The organism is Phycicoccus sp. Root563 (genome assembly GCF_001427915.1).
In the GTDB taxonomy this organism is placed as follows: Bacteria; Actinomycetota; Actinomycetes; order Actinomycetales; family Dermatophilaceae; genus Pedococcus.
The window spans coordinates 3,400,627-3,419,933 of sequence record NZ_LMGM01000001.1 but is presented as its reverse complement, the minus strand read 5'-3'; the positions used below and the strand labels follow the sequence as shown (position 1 = coordinate 3,419,933).

The window sequence follows — 19,307 nt, the reverse complement described above, 5'->3', positions numbered from 1 at the left end:
GAGGCTACCGTCCGGCCACGGCGGCGGCGGCATCGTGGGCGGCGTCCAGCATGGTGGTCGTGGACAGGCCCTCCCCCGTGCTGGCCTGTCCCCCCTCGACCAGGGACTGCGCGAGCGAGGCCGCGTCCAGGGGGGAGAGCTCGACCCCGAGGGGGCGTGGGCAGGTGTCGCTGGCGACCACGCGGGCACCGGCCGCGAGCGCCTCCCGGACGATCACCGAGTCGCCGTCCCAGGCGGTGGGGCGCAGGAAGACGCCGCTGGAGGCGAGCACGTGCGCCACCTCGGGTGCCGGGGCGTCGAAGGTGAGCGTGACCCACGGCTCCCGTGCGACCAGCTGACGCAGCTCGGCCAGCCGGTCGCCGTCGTGGCCGTAGGCGAGCACGCGGAGGGTGGCATCGGGCCACGAGCCCGAGCGCACCCGGCGGACCGCCTCGACGGCGAGGTCGGCGTGGTAGTGCTCGAGCCCGGCGTTCGTGGCGACCACGACGGCGTGTGGGTCACGCGCGGGCGCGACGGCTGGGACAGCGTGAGGAGAGGGGACGTAGGGCGTGACCACGCGGACCCGCCCGCGGAGCCCGGCGGGCAGGACCTCGCGGATCTCGTCGTTGACGGCCCAGATCTGGTCGTAGGCGTGCAGGGCGACGCGCAGCACGGCAGCGCCTGCCGGTCCGAGCCTGCGCACCTGGCCCAGGGTGGAGCCGGAGTGCAGGACGAGGACGGTCGTACCCGGTAGCACCGCGAACACCGGCGCGAGGACCATGGCCCGCCACAGCCTGGTGATGTGGAACAGGTGGAGGGACCGGCGGGCCCAGACCGATGGCAGCGCTCGCAGCGCGCGGCGGGGCGAGCCGGTGTCGACGTAGCGGACGACGGACCCCTCGGAGCGCAGCGTCGCCGTGAGCTGCCGGTGGCTGGCGTGCACGCCACCGACCTCACCGTGCTCCTGGGCCCACTGCAGCACCCGCACCGGTCCGCGGGTCGTCACGGTCAGTCCAGCCTCGAGCTCGTGAGGACCCCGAGCAGGTGGCCACCCGCGGTCACCAGGGCCAGCGGCACCATGACGACGACGAGCACCTGGGTGCCGAGGAGGTCGCCGTGGGCGATGTCGACGACCCCGGCGACCAGCGCGAGGAGCGAGGCCTCGACGGCGACGAAGGCCCGGAAGATCGGCAGGTAGCCCATCGCCCTGCGGACGGCGGCGAGGCCGGACACCTTGGACCGCGTGGTGGCCGCGACGTCCTCCAGCATGGGGCGACCGGTCTTGGCGCGCGCCACGTGCACGAGGTCGGTGAAGGCCTTGTTGACCAGCACGACGACCGACACGAGGAGCCCGAGGACGGTCCAGCCGCCGGCGTCGAGCGGGTGGGCGAGCGACCAACCGTCGGCGCGCAGGCCGAGGAAGGCCGGGATCGCGGCCTCCGTCAGGTAGTGGCCGATCCGGTCGAGGTAGATCCCGGCCGGCGAGAACCGCTGGCGCCACCGGGCCACCTCGCCGTCGCTGCAGTCGAGGAGGATCTGCAGCTGCATCGCCACGACGCACACCAGTGGGCCGACGACTCCCGGCAGCGGCAGGGCAAGGGCCCCGAGCACGCCCACGGCGATCATCAGCCAGGTGACGCCGTTCGGGGAGATCCGGGTCGGCAGCAGCACCCGGGTCGCGTAGATGGACAGGTGCCGGATGTACAGGGCCCCGGCCCAGTGCTCGGCGTTGTAGCGGGCGATGTGCTCCGGGGGCTGCGCCACGGCCTTGAGCTGGGCGATCGTGGGCCGGTCGTCGGAGGGGTCGTGGGCGAGCTGGCTCATGCCGGCGATCCTGTTCGCAGGGGGTCGGGCTGGGCGGCGATCCACCGACGCCAGCCGAGGAAGGACTCGGCGAGGTAGACGGCGGCGAGCGCGACCGCCGACACCCACAGGAGGGGGACGACCGCCCCGGGGGCGAGCAGGGCCACGAGGAGCAGGACGACGAGACGTCCGTCGGTGCCCAGGCCTGCCACCGCCACCCACGAGGCGGGTGGCGTGCCGGTGTCGCGGAGCCGGTAGACGACGTCGTAGCGGTGGTAGGCGATGGCGGCGACATACGCGAACGCGGCGGCCGACCAGGAGTCGAGGGTGTGGTGGACGAGGACGCCGACGGTGAGGGCCTCTGCCACCCACAGGGCGGCCGGGGCCTGCCAGGCGAGGCGGTGGTGCACCGGCGGCTGCCAGGCCGCGGCGACAGCCACGAACCCGACCACGGCGACGACGAGCCCGACGCCTACGTGCCCCGACCAGACGACCCACGGCACGGCGACGACGAGCACGACCGCCCCCAGCAGGCCGACGAGGAACGGCGCCCGCAGTGCGCGCGAGACGGCCACCGCCAGCGGTCCGAGGTCGAGCTGCTCGTCGAGGTCACCGCGTCCGGTCGCCTGCTCCACGGAGGCCCAGGTCCGGTCGCGGCCCGCGAGGACCGCGGCCACCCGACCGCCCTGGGTCCACGCCACGGCCACCGCGACGGCGACGGTCAGGACCCACAGGACGAGCATCGGCCGGTGCGTCAGCAGGGTAAGGGAGATCAGGAGGTAGCGCTCCGCGATGGGCATGTGGACCACCTTCTTGGTCCAGTGCACCACCTGCGTCCGGGTGCTCGGGGGTGGTGCGAAGGTCGTGCGCGCCGCCTGCGGACCGAGGTCGCGGGGCACGTCGACCGGGAGCAGGTCGGGCCGGCTGCGCCGCGAACCCCTCAGCCGGTGCTCGTACGCGTAGTCCTCGAGGTGGCGCAGCGTCACCACGGCCATCGCCGCGAGCGCCACCGGCCAGCCGTCCGAGCCCTGGCGGACCGCGACCGCTGCGACGGCGGCCAGGACGGCGTACTCCTTGACGCGGTCGCCGACCGCGTCGAGGAAGGCACCGAGCGGGCTGAACCGCCGGGTGAAGCGCGCGATCTCGCCGTCCACGCAGTCGACGACGAGCGCCACGAGGAGCAGCACCGCGGCGACGACCCAGGCCCACCAGGCTCCGGTCGCCACGAGCAGCGCGGCGACCAGGCCGAAGGCGAGCGAGATGACCGTGACGACGTTCGGGGTCCACCCGTGGGCCAGGCCCACCCCGGTGAGCCGCCTCGAGAGGGGGCGCACGGCATACGTGGAGAAGAAGCCGTCACCACCGCGGGAGGCGCCGCGGAGGCGTTGCCGCCACGGCTCCCCCGCCGCCCCGACGGCGCGCACCCCCGGGCGCGACCAGTCGAACGGCCCGAGCGGGCCGGCCTGCACGGTGAGCCCGCCCCGGACGAGGACGAGGGTGGCGACGGCCACCGCGTCGGACCCCCACCCGTCGGCCGACGACGCTGCGGCGCGAAGGAGCCGAGCGGCTTCGGCACGGTCGGGGCCGCTGACCCGCAGGACACCGGGGAGCGCCCGGTTGGGCGCGGTCACCTCGTGCGCCGACGTGCCCACGGACTCGACCAGCTTCCCGTCGTGCCCGACACGGGCCGGGGTCGCGAGGTCCGCACCCTCCGCGAGTGCGTACGGGTCGGCCACGAGGGCGGCGGTGCGGACCCCGGGGCGGTCGAGCAGGTCGAGGAGGGCCACCGGGGAGATGCCGAGGTCGTGGGCCGCGACGACGGCCGGTGCGTCACCGGTGCGGGCGAGCGCGTCGGCCAGACCGCCGAGCTGGGCCGACAAGGGGCCGCCGAGGACCACCGGGGGGCTCGAGATGCCGAGCAGGGCGAGGGTCTGCGTGAGGGCCGACCCACCGTCGCCGCCGAGGACGACGACGTCGGCACCGGCGCTCAGGCCGTGGACCGCCCGGGCCGTCGCGTTGCCGACGGTGGGCTCGGCGGGCTGAACGCGCTCGGTGCCGGAGGTCACGCCCCGGCGTCCAGGTCGTGGTTGTAGCGGTCGAGGACGTCCTCCATGGGACCGTCCATCGCCAGCTGACCGCGCTTGAGGTAGATCCCGCGGGTGGAGAACCGGCGCAGGTCGCGCTCGGAGTGCGACACGAGGAACAGCGTCTTGCCGTCACCCAGCAGGGACTCCATCCGCTGGTAGCACTTCTCGCGGAACGCCCGGTCGCCGACGGCCAGCACCTCGTCCACGAGGATGATCGGCTCGTCGAGCGTGGTGACCACCGCGAACCCGAGCCGGACCTTCATGCCCGAGGAGAAGTGGCGGTAGGGGGTGTCGAGGCCGGCACGCACCTCGGGACCGGCGAAGTCGACGATGTCGTCGAAGCGCTCCTCGATCTCGGCCTTGCCCAGCCCGTGCAGACCCGCCGTGAGGTGGATGTTGTCGCGGGCCGACAGCTCGCCGAGGAAGCCACCGGTCAGCTCGATGAGCGGCGCGACCCCGCCACGCACCTCCACCGAGCCCTCGTCGGGCAGCAGCACGCCGGCGATCATCTTCAACAGCGTGCTCTTGCCACCGCCGTTGCCGCCGACGAGGCCGACGGCGTCACCGGCGTGGATGTCGAAGCTGATGTTCCGCAGCGCCCAGAAGGTCTGCTTCGTGGCGCCGCTGCGACCGTGGAAGAGCATCTCGCGCAGCTGCATGCGCCGACGCCGGGAGCGGTAGAACTCGATCCCGAGGTCGCGCACGGAGATGACGGGCTCGGAGCCGGCGGACCCGGAGCTGAGGGGCTGGGCGTCGTGGGCAGCCATCAGATCTCCTTCAGCACGGCGCGCTCGAGGCGCGAGAAGACGGCGAACCCCGCGACCAGCAGGGCGAACGACACCACGACCGACGTCCCGATCGCCCCCCAGAGGATGGGGAACCTGTCGTGCCGGAACAGCCCGGCCCGCATGATCTCGAGGATCCCGGCGAGGGGGTTGAGCCAGGTGACCTTGTCGTAGGGCGCGGGCACGAGGTGTCCGGCGTAGACCACCGGGGTGGCGTAGAACATCACCCGGGTGGCGATGCGCACGACCCGCTGGGTGTCGGTCACCAGGGCGGTCACCGGCGCGAGGATCAGGCCGATGCCGGTCAGGGCGACGGCCTGCAGGACGATCGCGAGCGGGAACAGCAGCACCCACCAGTTGACGTGCAGCTGGCCCTTGACGAGGTAGACGATGCTGAAGAACACCAGGACCGGCAGCGACAGCAGGTACTCGATCCCCTTGGACAGCACCACCCGCAGCACCCACATCTCGCGCGGGAGGTTGGTGGAGCGCACGAGCTTGGACTCCTGGATCAGCGCGCGCGACGTGTCGGTCAGGCAGCCCGAGAACCACTGCCAGGACAGCAGGCCGATGACGAGGAACATGAAGTACGGCTCGTGCCCGAGGTTGTTGCGCTTGAGGATGAAGACGAAGACGACGAAGTAGACCGACGACATCAGGAGCGGGTCGAGGATCGTCCAGAGGTACCCGAGGACGCTGCGGGAGTAGCGGACCCGCAGGTCGCGGATCACGAGCGTCCACAGCACGCTGCGCCGGGCCAGGATCGCCTGGGTTCGCGTGATCAGCTTCATGGGTCCTTGCCTGTCGTGGGGTGCCTGCCCGCCTCGCCTGCCGGTGGGCATCATCTCGCGTCGGCCCGACGACCGAGGGTACGCCACCCCGGTATCCTCGGCGCAGCCCGGTGGAGAGCCGGGACGACCCCCGCGACCGACGAACGGACACCATGACTCGACTGGCATCGGCCCTGCGCAGGAGCGAGGTCCTGGTCAGCCTCCTGTGGGTGCTCAGCTCGGCGGTGATGCTGCTGGCGGCGCTGGCCGAGCAGGGTTGGCTCCTGGGGGCGGCCCTGGTCGTCAACTACGTCACGGACGCCTCGTTCTACCGGGTCGACCCGCGGGCCGTCATCTGGTTCAACGAGCGCGAGATGGCCCCGCCGCACCGGCACCTCTTCCGCGAGGCCGTCGCCTTCCTGGGCTGGGCCCTGATCACCCACCCCTCCCCGCTCGCGGTGACCGCGGCGCTCGCCGCGGTGGTCGTCGTCCACGCCGGCCACGCGGCATACCGGGTGGTGGGGGCGCGCAACCGGCGTATGCGGCGCGGCCGGGTCTGGTGGCGCGGTCTGGACGTCGACGGGGCCGACAGCGGCCCGCAGATCCTGCCCACCACGCTCCCTCGCCTCTGGACCGTCTCGGGCGCGCGGTTCGCCCTCCACGTGGACGTGCCGCTCGTCGTCGGGCTGTGGCTGTCGTGGACCCTCGACGCGACGTGGCCGGTGTGGGTGGCCCTGCTCCTCGTCGTGGCCGGCGCGGTGTTCGTCATCCAGCGCGGGCTCGCCCGGCGTCGCCTGGTCGGCCGGCTGGCCACCCCCGCCCACGAGAAGGCCAGGGTCCTCGCGGCCCTGCAGGAGCTCGCCCCCGAGGTCGTCGTGTACTTCAGCGGCGGCCCCGACACCACCTACCAGCTCAACGTCTGGCTCGAGACGATCGACCGCATCGAGCAGCCCACGGTGATCTTCATCCGCGAGAGCCGCCACCTCGAGGACCTGCTGCCCACGAGCACCCCGGTGCTGGTGCTGCCCCGCGCGCAGGACATCGAGGCCTTCCAGCTGCCGTCGATGCGGGTGGCGCTCTACCCGACGACGGTCATCAAGAACAACCACATGATCCGGCTGCGCGGCCTGCGCCACGTCTTCATCAACCACGGTGACGGCGACAAGTCGGTGACCTACAGCCCGCTGCACCGGGTGTTCGACGAGATCTGGGTGGCCGGCGAGGCCGCCCGCGACCGCTACCTGCAGCGCGGCGAGGGCGTGCGGCCCGACCAGCTCGTCACCGTCGGCCGCCCGCAGCTCGCGCACATCGAGGCCGTCCCCGACGGCGCGCAGCAGGCCTCTCCCCTGACGGTGCTCTACGCCCCGACCTGGGAGGGAAACTTCGAAGGGGTCAACTACTCCTCGGTGGCGCCCATGGGCGAGCGGATCGTCGACGCGCTGCTCGCGTCCGACCGCGACATCCGCGTGCTGTTCAAGGCGCACCCCGCCACCGGCACCCGGCTGGAGAAGGCCGCCACCGCGCGGGCCGCGATCGAGCGCCGCCTGTCCTCCGGCCCCCACCAGGTCGTCGGCACCGAACCGGACGCGCTCTACCGTGCGTTCAACGAGGCCGACGTCCTCGTCGCCGACATCTCCAGCGTGGTCGCCGACTTCCTCGCCTCCCGCAAGCCCTACCTCGTGACCAACCCCGAGGACGTCCCGCTGGCCCGGTTCCACGCGGAGTTCCCCAGCACCGCCGGGGGCGGGGTCATCGGTCGAGACGTCTCCGGCCTCCTCGCGGCGATCGAGGACGCCGCCGGACCCGACACCCTGCGACCCCGCCGGCTCGAGCTCGCGACGTACTTCCTCGGCGAACCCGTCGCCGACCCCATCGCCCGGTTCACCGACGAGGTCACCCGGGCCATCGGCCGCAGCGACCGGGCCCTCGACCGGGCGGTCGAGGCGGCCCAGGTCCAGGCGATCGAGGCCGAGGCCGTGGAGTCCCAGGCCGTGGAGTCCCAGGCCGTGGAGTCCCAGGCCGTGGAGTCCCAGGCCGTGGAGACCGAGGCCGTTTGGACCCAGGCCGTCCAGGAGGACGCGTGAAGACCTACCTGCCCGTCATCGGGGTGCTCGGTGCCGGGTTCGCCCTGCTCGCCGCCGCCCTGCCCCTCGCCGGTTCCCACCCGCTGCTCGCGGCGGTGGTGTTCGTCTTCGGCACGCTCGTCGGTCTCCTCGGCGAGGCCGTGGTGCGCCAGCGAGCGGCCGTCGCCCGCGCGCTCGAGGGTTTCGGGGCCGGCCTGACCGTCCGGACCGGACTGCGCGGCCTGCTGCTGGGGGGCCTGGCCGTCGCGGCGTTCGGTGACGACCACGGCACCGTGGTCCTCGTCGCCGTCACCCTCGCCCTGGTGTGGCTCTCGCGCCTGGCCCTGCAGGTCCTCGTCACCGACGCGGTGGCCCACCGGCTCTCGCCGGTCTCGTGGCGCAACCTCGAGGTCCCCGGTGTGGTCCGCAACCCTCCCCTGGCACCTGCGCTCCTGGGCGAGGGACAGCGGTGGATCTCGGCGGCCACCCTCGCCATGGTCGTGGGCGTGGTGGTCCCCCTCGCGGACGGGCCCCGCGCCGCCATCGCGATCGCCTCGGCGGTCGCAGGAGTGGTGTGCGTGCTGTTCGTCGTGCTGGCCCTGGTCGACGCCCTGCGGGCGCGGAACGACACCCCCCACGAGAAGACGGTCGACCTGCTCGCCGACGCCCTGCGCGACCTCTCCCCCGAGGCGCTCTTCTACTACAGCCGGCCCGAGGCCATCGGCTACATCGCCAACGTGTGGATGCCGACCCTGGAGCTGGTCGACCGCAGGGTCGTCGTGCTGGTGCGTGAGCCGTGGAACGAGCCCCTGGTGTCCACCGACACCCTGCCGGTCGTCATGGTGAGCCGACCCGGCGACATCGAGCGGGTCGTGCCGCCCTCGGTCCGCATCGCGCTCTACCCGTCCAACGTCGCGACGAACAACCACCTCCTGCGCCTGCCCGGCATCGTCGACGTGTTCGTCGGGCACGGTGACAGCGACAAGGGCGGCAGCGCCACGGTCCTCACCCGCATCTTCGACGAGGCGTGGGTCAGCGGCCCCGCCGCTCGCGACCGCTACCGCATCGCCGACGTCGGCGTCCGCGACGAGCAGGTGCGCGAGATCGGCCGACCCCAGCTGGCCGAGATCCACCGGGTCGCCGCCCCGCTCGCCGAGGACCACCACGGCGACGACGGGCAGGGCGAGTGGGACTACACCGTCCTCTACGCCCCCACCCGTGAGGGCTTCTTCGCCGAGTGGGAGTACTCCTCCATCCTCAGCCAGGGGCGGGTCCTGCTCGAGACGCTGCTGGCCGTGCCGGGCGTCAGGGTGCTGTTCAAGCCACACCCGGGCACCGGGACCGACGACCCGGCGTTCGGGGACGAGGTGGACTCGCTCAAGGACCTCGTCGCCGCGGCCGGCCATCCGCACGAGGTCGTCACCGGTTCCGAGGGGCTGTACAGCGCCTTCAACCGCGCCGACCTGCTCGTGAGCGACATCTCCAGCGTCATCACGGACTTCCTGGCCTCCGGCAAGCCGTATGTCGTCACGCACTTCGGGACCACCAGCGCCGAACAGTTCCGCCTCGAGTTCCCTTCGGCCGCAGGCGCGTACGTGCTCATGGGTGACGGCAGCGACATCGCCGGGTTCGTGCAGGACGCCCGCGAGTCGGACTCGCTGAGCGAGGAGCGGACCCGCACGCGGGCCTACCTGCTCGGCGACCAGTCGGAGGACCCGGTCGCCCGGTTCGACCGCGCCTTCGACGAGGCCGTCAGCACGTGGGGGCGCCCCGTCGTCAGCCCTTGAGGGAACGGCGCACCCGCGCGGCGAGACCGGTCAGCCGCTCCGTCGTGGTCGGCCCGGCCGTGGCCCGACGGGACGAGACGCCGAAGGGTGACACGACGACGACCTCGAGCAGCCGCACGGCCCCCCAGGGCCCGGGCGCCGACAGCGTCAGCTCGTAGGTGCCAGGACGCAACGACTCGCCCTCGGGGGCGGAGGCCACCCAGGTCTGGCCGCCGGTCACCACCGGCCACGACGTGCGGTGGCCGTCCGCCCGGCGCAGGCCCAGCGTGCCCTTGCCACCGTCCTGCGCGAGGTGCACGTTCGGCGCCAGCTCCACCCGCGTCCGCGATGCGGAGCGCACCGAGGTGCGCGCGATGAGGACCCGGGCGCGGTCCTTGGGGATGTCCACGTTGAGGCTGAGGTTGCCGTGCGGGTCGGTGTCGAACCGCTCGACGAGGCGTCCGCCCGGCTCCGCGAAGAGGTCGGGGACGACGATGCCGGCGCGCCGGTCGGCGCCCAGTCGCTGCTGGCGGGCCCAGCCGAAGACACCGAGCCGCAGGTAGAAGTCCTGCTTGCCCTCGCGCAGCGCCCGGCCAGCGGCTGCCCTGGCCGGGTCGACGGTCGCGGTGCCCCGCCAGACCACCTCCTGCCCGGCGCCGGACTGCTCCAGCGTCACCTCGAGCGGCTGCGGCAGGTACCACTCGTCGCGCAGCTCCCGGTGGCGCAGCACGACGTCGCCGTACGCCGCGTCGAGCTGGTCGTCGACGCGCCGCTCGTCGTCGGTGCACGCGGTGCCGACGACGGCGCGGGGCAGGAACAGCCGGCCGTCACGGGCCTCGAGCACCAGCGGCTTGCCACGGTGGGTCAGCCGCACCTCGACGTCGAGCTCGAAGGACGAGCCGGCCCAGCGCATCCCGGTGAGGACCGCAGCGGCCTTGACCGCGTTGTACTCGCGGGCCAGGTCCATGATCTGCTCGCGGTCACCGGCGCGGACGATGCCGGCCCGCACCCGCATGGCCGCACCCATACCGGCGTCGACGGAGGCGGGGAACCGCTCCTCGAGGAGCGCGCGGACCTCGCGCAGCAGGGCGTCGAAGTACTCCTCCGGGTGCTTGAGCACCTTGCCCCCGCCGAGGCGCCCGAGCAGCTCGACCCGCAGGAAGCGGCGGTAGAAGTGGTCACGCTCCTCGCCCGGCTGGGTGTGCGCGTCGACGACGTCGAGCACCTCGCGGAGGTTGCCGTAGTAGACGGCCGGGTCGAACCGCTTGGACCCGGCGTTGCCCCCGTCGGGACGGCGCAGGTAGCGGTAGCAGACGTAGTCGCCGACGATCGTCGCGGCGGAGGCGGCGAAGTAGGCCTTCGCCATGTAGAGCTGGTCCTCGAGGCGGCGCGGCCCCTCCGGGTAGCGGATCCCCTTCTCCCGCAGGAAGTCCGCGCGGAACATCTTGTGCGGCGTGAGGCTCTCCATGAGCGGGGCGTCGAAGACGGTGCACGACGGCCGGTGCGTGCGGTAGACCTCGTGGTTGACGCCGCGGAAGTCGCTGATGACCTTGCCGAGCACGACGTCGGCGCCGTTGGCAGCGGCCAGGGTGTGCATCCGCTCGAGCGCCTCGGGCTCCATCGTGTCGTCCTGGTCGACGAACATGACGTAGTCGCCCTTGGCCTGGTCGGCCCCGGTGTTGCGGGGCTTGCCCGGCCAGCCGGAGTTGGGGATCGGGATGACGGTGACCTGCGGGTGCTGGGCCGCCACGGCCTGGAGCTTGGCGAGCGAGTCGTCGGTCGACCCGTCGTCGACGAAGATCAGCTCGAGGCCCTCCGCCGCCATGGTCTGGCCCAGGAGGGACTCGATGCAGGGGTCGATGTACGGGCCCGGGTTGTAGACCGGGACCACGACGCTCACCTTGACGGACACCGTGTACTCCTCTCGCTCCGACGCGTCGCCGGCTACTGGCCCGGCGCGGAACCGCTGGCGGCGGCCTCCGCGTCCTCGGGCATCTCGTCGTGCGGTTCGGTCTGGTGCATGTCGTCGGCGAGCGCGGCCGTGAGCTCGTGCGAGGTGAAAGGGTCGGCGCGCCGGATGTCGATGACGTGACCGGTCAGCTCGGACACCAGCACCCGCAGGGCGGCCCGGGCGACGGTCTCGGACTCGAGCAGGCTGTCAGCAGGTTCCTGGCCGAAAGCCTTGGTGCGCATGGGGGTTCCGGTGCGCTCGGGGTTGACGCAGTTGACGCGCACCCCGGAGACGGCCCACTCGTCGGACAGCGCCTGCGTGAGGTTGACCGTGGCGGCCTTGGCCGAGGAGTAGAGGCTGTAGCCCGAACGGCCACGGGTGTACGAGCTCGACGTGAACAGCAGCAGGGCTCCACCGGACTCGCGCAGGTAGGGGTAGAACTCCTGGGCGATGAGGATCGGCGCGATGTAGTTGACCTCGGTCGCCGCGTAGATGGTCTCCTCGGTCGTCTCCTCGAGCGTCCCGCGGGGCAGCACCCCGGCGGTGTTGACGACGAAGTCGACGCGGCCGGTCTCCGCGAGCACCTGCTGGCGCGCGGCGACGATGTCGGCGCGGCGCTCGACGTGGGTGCGGGTGCCGGACCGGCTGAACGCGCGCACGGTGGCACCGAACCGCTCCGCGAGCGAGACGATGTCGGCGCCGATGCCGTAGCTGCCGCCGAAGACCACGACGGTCTTGCCGCGCAGCACCTCGCCGAACTCGTCGTCGGTGTGGTCCTGCGGGAGGTCGTGGCTGGTGAGCTGGAAGAGCTTGTCGGCGAGGTAGACGTCGATGGGCTCGGTGACCTTCATGTTGCGCTCGTCGCCCGCGACGACCGCGATCGGCACGTCGGGCAGGTAGCGCAGGACGACGGTGCAGTCGTCGGTGGCGGTGAAGTTCGGGTCCTGGGACGCGAGCTCGTACGCGCGCGAGATGACCGACTTGCGGAAGCCCTGGGGCGTCTGGCCACGGCGCAGCTCGGACCGCTTGAGGACGTCGCTGATCTCGCTCTGGTCGGTGACCGAGATGATCGTGTCGGCGGACGGGATCGCGGTGTCGACGGCCTCGTACGTCTCGAGCGCGGCCACGCAGTCGCGGACGATGCGCTGGCTGAGCAGAGGTCGCACGGCGTCGTGGAAGAGGACGTTGCACTCCTCGGCGCCGAGCGCCTGCAGCGCGCGACCGGTGGTGCCGTTGCGGGTGTCGGCGCCCTCGAGGATCTGGGTGACCTTGGTGTAGTCGCCGTTGGCGACGATGGCGCGCACCGGGTCGAGGTACCCGGGGGTCATCATGACGATGATCTCGTCCACGAGCGGGCTGCTGTTGAGAACCTCGATCGTGTGCTCGATGATCGGCCGTCCGGCGATCTTGATGAGCTGCTTGGGGATGCTGAGTCCCACCCGGCTCCCGACTCCACCGGCAAGGACCACGGCAACCGTGCGCAACGCTGTCACGCGCCAGACCCTACCGGCTGTGGCGCGAGCGGCTGTCAGCCCCGCGCGGTGCGTCGAGCAGCGAGAGGACCGCCCGGGCGAACGCCTGGTCCCCCTCGGCCCCGACGTAGTGGCGGCGCACCGCCACCCGCTCCTCGCGCAACGGGTCGTCGCCGAGCATGCGGGCCAGCACGGCCGGCAGCTCCGCCAGGTCCGGTGCGACGAGGTATGCCGCCCGTGCGACCGGGTTGCGCGTGGCGAAGTCCGGCTCACCGTCGGTGACCAGCGCCAGGGGCTTGCCCGAGGCCAGGAACTCGGTCACGACGCTGGACAGGTCGCCCACCATCGCGACCACGCGGTTGGCGCTGGCCGCGAACGGCTCGTCCACGCCGTACACGTGGGCACGTCCCGTGGCCCGGGCGTCCGCGGCGAGCAGCTCCTCCACCGCGGCGACGTGGCCGCGTTCGGTGGCGCGGGTGCGCGAGAACGGGTGCGGGCGGAACACGACGGGACCCGGCAGCTCGAGCAGGGCGCGCACCACCTGCACCCCGTGGCCCAGCGAGGAGTAGGACGAGTCGTCGTTGTAGCCCTGCCACGTGGGCGCGTAGAGCACGGCACCGGCGGGGCGACCGTCCGAGGAGCCCGCGACGGTGTCGACGGGCTCCACCGCGGCAGACTGCGGGTTGCCGACGACGACGAACTTGTCGGCGGGCACCTGCACTCCGTGCCGCGCGTACCGTTCGACCGCGGCCTGCCCCGCGACGAAGACGAGGTCGTACATGGCGTGCGCGGGGTGGTGCGAGAGCGCCTTGTCCGACTCGCCGTGGCCGAGGTAGACGTGGGTCAGCTGCCGGTAGGTCACGAAGTCGGCGTTGGCCGCGACGCTGTTGACGTAGAACGCCGCGCGCAGGCTCGGGACGACCACCCGGTCGAGGTCTCGCCACGTGGGGCACGCGACCACGGGAGCCGTCGTCACCTCCGCGAGCGGTGCGAGGGCCGCCGGGTCGCGCGTCACCACGAGGAACGGTCGGCCGAGCGCCTCGAGGTGGGGCAGCCACATCTGCAGCTGGTAGGCGCCACCACGGCGGGCGGTGTAGAGGACGAACTCCGGCGCCACCTGTGCCACCGCGCGACCGAGGGCGGCTGCGGCGGCCGGCCGCGCGGCATACGCGCGCAGCGCCTGGGCCGTGGCGAGCAGGAGGGGCACCCCCTGGACGACGGCGGCCACGCCGAAGACCCACGGCGTCAGCGCCCCGGCCGCCGCGACGAGGACGACCAGGAGGGCGACGAGGGCCGCCGGGACGACGAACCGCGCCACGGCGACGGTGGGCGGCGTCCAGCCGGGGAGCTGGACGGCGGCGGGGACGGGGAGCAGCCGGCGCAGGACCGGCTCGACGGCGGTGGCCACCAGCAGCACGCCGGCCACCAGCCAGACGAGGGCGTCGTCGGGGCGCTGCGCGACCCAGGCCGCGGTGAGGGCCGTGAGGGCCAGCAGCCGGGGCACGGTGAGCCACCCCGGGGTGGCCGGGCCGTCGGCGGCGGACTGGCGCAGCACCGCACGGAGGGTGCCGGACCACGACCTCACAGCGGGCACCGCCGGCACGGCAGGCCTCGCGCGGTGGTGGGCATGCGGTCCTCTTCGGTGCGGCGGCAGGGCCCGCGCAGCATATCGCCAGCGACCCGGCCAGCCCCGGATCCCGCGGCGCCGGGGTCGGGTGCCCGGCACTGCGTCGCGCCGCTCGTATGCTGTCGCCCATGACCCCAGCGACGCGTCGGCCCGTCCCCGGTGCCGTACCGGGGCCCCCCGTGACGATGGCGCGGCGCTGATGGCCCTCGGTTCCACCACGTGGCTCGAGGCCGTGCCGGTCGTGGCCGTCGCCGCGCTCCTGCTCGTGCTCCCCGGAGCGGTGGGCGCCCGCCTGGCCGGGCTCCGCTGGGCCACGGCGCTGGGAACCGGTCCCCTGCTCACGACGACGGCCGTCGCCGGGGGCGGCATCGTCGCCGGGATCGTCGGCGTGGACTGGGGCGTCGCCACCCTGGCGGTCAGCGTGCTGGTCCTCCTGGCCGGCTGCGCCGTGGTCGGCCTGCTGCTGCGGTCCCGCCCCGAGCCCGACGGAACCGGGACGACCGACGGTCCCGACGACGGCCGCTCCGCGGCGTCGGACGGGTCGCCGTGGTCGCTGCTCGTCGGGGTCGCCGTCGCCCTGGTCGTCGCCGTCCTCGTCGTGGTCCCCGAGACCGCCCGTCCCACCGCGTTCCCGCAGAGCCCCGACACGATCTTCCACCTCGGCACGATCCAGTGGATGCTGGCCGGCCACGACATCTCGGCCCTGCACGCCGGCGGGTACGCCTCCCCCAGCGGCACCGGCTTCTACCCCGCCGCCTTCCACGGGGTCGCCGCGACCGTCGCCCAGCTCACCGGTGCCACCCCCGTCGTCGCAGCCTCCTGCGTCGCACTCGCCCTGGCCGGGGTCGTGTGGCCGATCGGCCTGCTCGTGCTCGCCCGTCGCCTCTTCGGCTCCGGGTGGGCGACGACCGTGTGCGCCGCCCTGGCGTCGGTCGCCTTCGCCGCCTTCCCCTTCTGGCTCATGGGGTACGGCGTGCTGTGGCCCAACCTCTTCGGCCAGGCCCTCCTGCCCGCGGCGCTCACCCTGCTGCTCGCCGCGGTCGACGGCCCGGTCCGTTCGCGCTCGCTGCTGCTCGGCCTGGCCGGCCTGCCGGGACTGGCCATCGCCCACCCGAACGCCCTGATCTCGTTCGTCCTCATCGGCGCCCTCGTCGTCGTGGCCGCCCTGCTGCGCCGGGCCTGGCTGCTCCGGTCCACGCGACGCGTGGCGAGCGCCCTCTCGGTCGGGGCGGCGCTCGTCGTCCTGCTCGGCCTGTCGGCCGCCTGGGTCGCCGCCACCGTCGTCTCCGTCGGCATGCGCTCCTCGAACCCCCCGGGCCGGGAGATGAGCAACGCCAAGGGTGTCGTCGACGTCCTGTTCCTCTCACCCCGCGCGCTCTCCCCGCTGTGGGTCGCGGGGCTCGTCGTGCTCGTGGGGCTGGTCGTCCTCGTCGTCCGACGGCAGCACCTCTGGGTCGTGCTCGCCCACCTCGGCGTGACGGCGCTCTACCTCGCGATCGCCCTGGTCGACGACGGTGCCACCCGCCTCCTCACCTGGCCCTGGTACAACAACAGCCCTCGGCTCGGGGCCCTCATGGTCCTGCCGGCCGCCCTGCTCGCCACGGCTGCCCTGACCGCGGCCGCTGGCTGGCTGGGCACCCGGATGGGCACCCGGTTCGGTGGAGGCGCGTCGCCCGAGGCGTCCGCCGGGTCGTCGCGGCGGGCCACGTCGGCCCTGGCCGCGACGGCGCTCGTCGCGGTCGCCTTCGTCGCTGCGACCGCCGGGGCCGACATCGGCGCAAGCCGCCACTCGCTCACGGGGTACTTCTCCGCGCCGGCCGACGAGTCGTGGGCCAGCGAGGCCGACCTCGAGGCGCTGCGCACCCTCGGCGCCAAGGTGCCCGCCGGAGCCGTCGTCGCCGCGAACCCGTGGCAGGGCGGCAGCTACCTCTACCTCACCAGCGACCGGCGCGTGCTGTTCCCCACGGAGAAGGTCTGGTCCGAGGGCGGGGACCTCGAGCTGCTCGGCGCCGACCTCGACCGTGCCGCCGAGGACCCGGCCGTCTGCCAGGCCGCCGCGCGCCACCGGGTGGGCTACGTCCTCACCGGCGGTTCGTCGATGACCGACAGCCGTGGGCAGGAGCGGCGCTACGCCGGGATCGACGGGGTCGCGGACGCGGCCGGCTTCTCCGTCGTCGGCCGAGCCGGCGACTACACCCTCTACCGGATCGACGCCTGCCGCTGACCCCTTGCCGAGGGCGTCAGTCGATCCGGACCCGGCTGGTCAGGAACCCCCAGCCCCAGCTCAGGTGCATGGTGGGCAGCACCAGCGGGAGCCACAGGCGGTCCGCCGGCTCAAGCCTGCGGTCACCCACGGTGAGGCCCCCGACCGTCGTCGCCACCAGGTATGCCGCGGGCACCAGCCACAGGGGCCACCACAGGAAGCCGCCGACGAGTCCGACGACCACCCCGAGCAGGGCAGCGGGCGGGGCGAGGTAGCGGGCGTTGATGGTGCCGGCGTGGGTGCGGGCCACGACCCGGCGCCACCGGCCGTAGTCGCGGTACTGCCGCGACAGGGCGCCGAGGGTGGGGCGCGGCCGGTACGCGACCCGCAGCCGTGGTGAGAACCAGATGAGCCCACCGGCCTCGCGCAGGCGGTGGTTGAGCTCCCAGTCCTGCGCTCGGACGAAGCGCGGGTCGTAGCCACCGGTGCGGTCCAGCCACTCCCGCCGGAACACCCCCAGGTAGACCGTGTCGGCCGGGCCGGACTCGCCTCCCGTGTGGAAGCGTGCCGAGCCGACCCCGAGCCGCGAGGTCATCGCCGCGGCGACCGCCCGCTCGAACGACGTGACGCCCTCGGCGTCCATGAGTCCGCCGACGTTCGCCGCGCCGGTCTCCTCGAGCAGCTCGACGGCCGTGCGGACGTAGTCGCGGTCGAGCACCCCGTGGCCGTCGACCCGGACGACGACGTCCACGTCGTCGAGCGCGGCGATGGCCGCGTTGAGCGCCTCCGGGGTGCGGCCCGACGGGTTGGTGACGGTGCGCACGCGGGGTTCGCGCGCGGCGATCTCCCGCGCGATGGCATCCGTCCGGTCCTGGCTGGGCCCGAGGGCGAGGACCAGGTGCACGGGTCCGTCGTAGTCCTGGCCGAGCACGGAGTCGACGGCCTCGCCGAGGTGGCGCTCCTCGTTGAGGATCGGCATGACCACCCCCACCCGGGCAGGACGGGGCAGGGCGCCCGGGACGTCGGGTTCGAGGGCGTCGTCGCGCTCGAGGGGGTCACCGGGCCCGGGGGCCGGGGACTCGGAGGCCGGGGACTCGGAGTAAGGGGACTCGGAGGCAGGGGGCGTGCTGGTCATGAGGTTGCAGAGCATACGGAGGAGAGATCGCTCTCCGCCGCGTTGCCGGCCGCCTTGGCCGGGTCCTGCACCGCGGTCCCCGGCTGGGCGACGGGCCGGCTGGGCGCCGGGGTCGCGGCCGTGGCCTTCGCGGTGGCCGCCGGCTTCTTCGCCTTCGCGGACTTCCCCGCGCCCTTCTCCGACGCCTTGATGGTCGAGGCGACGGTGCGGGTGATGACGCCCGGGTCGTAGTCCCACGGCTTGATCAGGGGCGGGACGAAGTTCACGCCGCGGATCTTCTGCGAACGCGCCTTCATCGCCAGGTCGGCGAACCGGCCGAGCTCGGCCTGCGGGAGGTCGGTCTGGATGAGGCCGGAGCTGGCCGAGGCGATCTTCTGGAAGCGCAGCAGGACCGTCTCGGGGTCGAGCTGGGCGGACATGGCGGTGAGGACGCAGCGCTGGCGGGCCATCCGCTCGTAGTTGGTCGAGCCCTGGCGCGAGCGGGCGTACCAGAGGGCGTGGTACCCGTCGAGGTGCTGGCGGCCGGGCTCGATCCATCCCATGATCGGCGAGGTGCCGCCGCCGATGGGCGTGCGGTACTTCACCGTGACGTCGAGGCCGCCGACTGCGTCGACCATCTTGCGGAAGCCCTTGAGGTCGACCATGACGTAGTACTGGATCGTCAGGCCACTGAGGGCCTCGACGGCCTCGCGGGTGGCGAGCACGCCGGGGTTCGCGGTGCCCGCCGGGAACTGCGAGGCGTGGTCCTGGGCCCAGGTGTAGAGGCCGTTGAGCAGGCACTTGTCGCCGCAGTTCCAGCCGTCCGGCATCAGCCGGGCCATCGTCGAACCGGGGCGGAAGTCGATGTTCTCGGTGTCGCGGGCGAAGCCGAACGTGACGGGGGCACCGGTCTGCGCGTCGATGCTGACGAGCTGGATGCTGTCCGGGCGGGTGCCGACGCGGTCCTTGCCCGTGTCGGCGCCGAGCAGGAGCACGTTGTAGCGACCGTCCACGGCACCGACGGCCTCGCCGTCGCCGAACAGGGCCCCCAGGGCGTCCTTCCCGGCACCCACGCTGCTCGCGGCATACACGAGGCCTCCGGAGGTGACGACGAGCATCACGGCCGTGACCGCGGTGAGCATCCGGCGGGCCCGGATGACCAGGCTGCTGGGGCGGCCGAGCCGCCACGCGTCGACGAAGAGCAGGGCCCACAGGCCGGCGAACCCGAGGATCAGCCACTCCAGCGCGCCGAGCACCCAGGACCGGCCCAGCAGGCCGATGACGAACGAGTGGCTGGCGAGGAACACGACTCCCAGGACGGCCACGAGGCCGATGAGGGCCAGCCACACGCGCACGGCGAACCGGCCCAGGCGGCGGTTCCCCGCGACGAGCTGGGCGCTGCCCGGCACGACGAGGGTGAGCAGCACGAGGGTGAACGCGCGACGGCGGCGCATGCCCGCGTTCAGCACGTCGGCGTCGGCGAGGGTGCGGTGCGCACGGCCAGAGACGTACACGCCGGCCTCGTCGTCCACGGGGGACGGGGCTGGGCTGCGGCTCATGGTGGACCAGTATGAAGTGGGGCCAGCGTGATTCCTGTGACGCGTGTGATCGTGCGAGTGTCGTGGCGAGGTCTGGGATCGGTCAGGCGCCGGTCAGGTCCCGGTCAGGGTTTCGGTGCGTCGCGCGA

General features: G+C 73.2%; 13 protein-coding genes. 3 read left to right on the top strand and 10 right to left on the bottom strand.

What is annotated here, in order from left to right; translation table 11 throughout:
- Window positions 1–4: 4 nt before the first annotated feature.
- From ASD62_RS16230 to ASD62_RS16210, 5 genes are read right to left on the bottom strand one after another with little or no spacing between them, the layout of a single operon-like run.
- Entirely contained in the window at window positions 5–985 is a 981-nt protein-coding gene (locus ASD62_RS16230) for a glycosyltransferase (protein ID WP_056916841.1), read from the bottom strand.
- Window positions 986–987: 2 nt separating this feature from the next.
- Window positions 988–1,803, bottom strand: a complete 816-nt coding sequence (locus ASD62_RS16225; protein ID WP_056916840.1) for a CDP-alcohol phosphatidyltransferase family protein — start codon at window positions 1,801–1,803, stop codon at window positions 988–990.
- The gene (locus ASD62_RS16220) at window positions 1,800–3,848 is read right to left on the bottom strand and encodes a DUF5941 domain-containing protein (protein WP_056916839.1); all 2,049 of its coding nucleotides are present in this window, start codon (window positions 3,846–3,848) and stop codon (window positions 1,800–1,802) included. The genes ASD62_RS16225 and ASD62_RS16220 overlap by 4 nt, the downstream gene beginning before the upstream one ends.
- Window positions 3,845–4,636, bottom strand: a complete 792-nt coding sequence (locus tag ASD62_RS16215; protein ID WP_056916838.1) for an ABC transporter ATP-binding protein — start codon at window positions 4,634–4,636, stop codon at window positions 3,845–3,847. Before ASD62_RS16215 ends, ASD62_RS16220 begins: the two co-directional genes overlap by 4 nt.
- Window positions 4,636–5,445, bottom strand: coding sequence for an ABC transporter permease (locus ASD62_RS16210; RefSeq protein WP_056916837.1), 810 nt, complete (start codon window positions 5,443–5,445; stop codon window positions 4,636–4,638). The genes ASD62_RS16215 and ASD62_RS16210 overlap by 1 nt, the downstream gene beginning before the upstream one ends.
- Window positions 5,446–5,597: 152 nt before the next feature.
- On the opposite strand from ASD62_RS16210, the gene ASD62_RS16205 reads away from it, so the two are divergent.
- Together ASD62_RS16205 and ASD62_RS16200 are read left to right on the top strand one after the other, a co-directional pair.
- Window positions 5,598–7,508: a CDP-glycerol glycerophosphotransferase family protein gene (locus ASD62_RS16205; protein ID WP_056916836.1), complete on the top strand. Its 1,911-nt coding sequence runs from the start codon at window positions 5,598–5,600 to the stop codon at window positions 7,506–7,508.
- Entirely contained in the window at window positions 7,505–9,274 is a 1,770-nt protein-coding gene (locus ASD62_RS16200; protein WP_056916835.1) for a CDP-glycerol glycerophosphotransferase family protein, read from the top strand. Before ASD62_RS16205 ends, ASD62_RS16200 begins: the two co-directional genes overlap by 4 nt.
- On the opposite strand, the gene ASD62_RS16195 is transcribed toward ASD62_RS16200, so the two are convergent.
- The 3 genes from ASD62_RS16195 to ASD62_RS16185 are packed head-to-tail and all read right to left on the bottom strand — an operon-like array spanning window position 9,264 to window position 14,231.
- Window positions 9,264–11,165 carry a glycosyltransferase family 2 protein gene (locus tag ASD62_RS16195; RefSeq protein ID WP_056916834.1) on the bottom strand — a complete coding sequence of 634 codons (1,902 nt, stop codon included), beginning with the start codon at window positions 11,163–11,165 and terminating at the stop codon, window positions 9,264–9,266. The two genes, ASD62_RS16200 and ASD62_RS16195, sit on opposite strands and share 11 nt — an antisense overlap.
- Before the next feature lie 32 nt (window positions 11,166–11,197).
- The gene (locus ASD62_RS16190) at window positions 11,198–12,697 is read right to left on the bottom strand and encodes a bifunctional cytidylyltransferase/SDR family oxidoreductase (protein WP_082580881.1); all 1,500 of its coding nucleotides are present in this window, start codon (window positions 12,695–12,697) and stop codon (window positions 11,198–11,200) included.
- Window positions 12,698–12,707: 10 nt separating this feature from the next.
- On the bottom strand, window positions 12,708–14,231 hold the full coding sequence (locus tag ASD62_RS16185; protein WP_157581514.1) for a CDP-glycerol glycerophosphotransferase: 1,524 nt from the start codon (window positions 14,229–14,231) through the stop codon (window positions 12,708–12,710).
- A 271-nt stretch (window positions 14,232–14,502) separates the two neighbouring features.
- Between ASD62_RS16185 and ASD62_RS16180 the strand changes: the two genes are divergently transcribed.
- Window positions 14,503–16,527 carry a DUF6541 family protein gene (locus tag ASD62_RS16180; RefSeq protein ID WP_056916832.1) on the top strand — a complete coding sequence of 675 codons (2,025 nt, stop codon included), beginning with the start codon at window positions 14,503–14,505 and terminating at the stop codon, window positions 16,525–16,527.
- Between the two features lie 16 nt (window positions 16,528–16,543).
- On the opposite strand, the gene ASD62_RS16175 is transcribed toward ASD62_RS16180, so the two are convergent.
- A complete protein-coding gene (locus ASD62_RS16175; protein ID WP_162254778.1) occupies window positions 16,544–17,641 on the bottom strand; it encodes a glycosyltransferase family 2 protein in 1,098 nt (365 codons plus the stop codon).
- On the bottom strand, window positions 17,638–19,179 hold the full coding sequence (locus ASD62_RS16170) for an LCP family protein (RefSeq protein WP_082580880.1): 1,542 nt from the start codon (window positions 19,177–19,179) through the stop codon (window positions 17,638–17,640). The genes ASD62_RS16175 and ASD62_RS16170 overlap by 4 nt, the downstream gene beginning before the upstream one ends.
- Window positions 19,180–19,307: the final 128 nt, after the last annotated feature.